Source organism: Mesorhizobium sp. M5C.F.Ca.IN.020.29.1.1, from assembly GCF_003997375.1.
GTDB classification, from domain to species: domain Bacteria; phylum Pseudomonadota; class Alphaproteobacteria; order Rhizobiales; family Rhizobiaceae; genus Mesorhizobium; species Mesorhizobium wenxiniae.
Map to the genome: position 1 here is coordinate 1 of NZ_RZSW01001024.1, position 1,018 is coordinate 1,018.

Genomic DNA, 1,018 nt, shown 5'->3' on the forward strand with positions numbered 1-1,018 from the left:
AAAGACGCCGCCGGACTGCTCCATCTCCCAGCCGCCGGGCGTCGCCGAAACCGCGACGGAAAGCGGGCGCATGGCGTCCCATTCCTCGAAGCGCAGCGGCCTGTTGTCCATGCAGGACGGCAGACGGAAACCGTATTCGGCCAGCGTCGCCTTGCGGCGGAAGTCGCCGCGATACATGCCGCCGATCTGCGGCACGGTGACATGGCTTTCGTCGATGAAAACCAGCGCATTGTCGGGGATGTATTCGAACAGGGTCGGCGGCGGATCGCCGGGCTGGCGGCCGGTGAGATAGCGCGAATAGTTCTCGATGCCGGCACAGGAGCCGGTAGCTTCCAGCATCTCGAGGTCGAAGCGGGTGCGCTGCTCCAGCCGCTGCGCCTCAAGCAGGCGGCCGGCCCGTTCGAGTTCGACCAGCCGGTGCTTGAGCTCTTCCTTGATCGACTTGATGGCCTGGTTCAACGTCGGGCGCGGCGTGACATAGTGCGAATTGGCGTAGATCTTGACGCTCTTCAACTCGCCGGTCCTCTGGCCGGTCAGCGGGTCGAACTCGGTGATCGCCTCGATCTCGTCGCCGAACAGCGAGATGCGCCAGGCGCGGTCCTCAAGGTGGGCCGGAAAGATCTCGATCGTGTCGCCGCGCACGCGGAACGAGCCGCGCACGAAATTGATATCCTGGCGCTTGTACTGCTGGGCGACGAGGTCGGCGAGCAGTGCGCGCTGGTCGAGCCGGTCGCCGATCTGCATCTGGAAGGTCATCGCCGTGTATGTCTCGACCGAGCCGATACCGTAGATGCAGGACACCGAGGCGACGATGATGACATCGTCGCGCTCCAGCAGCGAGCGCGTCGCCGAGTGGCGCATGCGGTCGATCTGCTCGTTGATCGAGGATTCCTTCTCGATGAAGGTATCCGTGCGCGGGACGTAAGCTTCCGGCTGGTAGTAGTCGTAGTAGGAGACGAAGTACTCGACGGCGTTTTCCGGGAAGAATTTCTTGAACTCGGAATAGAGCTGCGCAGCC

At 63.4% G+C, this 1,018-nt stretch carries 1 pseudogene; it reads right to left on the reverse strand.

The window, feature by feature from the left end:
• A pseudogene (locus EOA85_RS35945) lies at positions 1-1,018 on the reverse strand (excinuclease ABC subunit B); the annotation flags it as partial.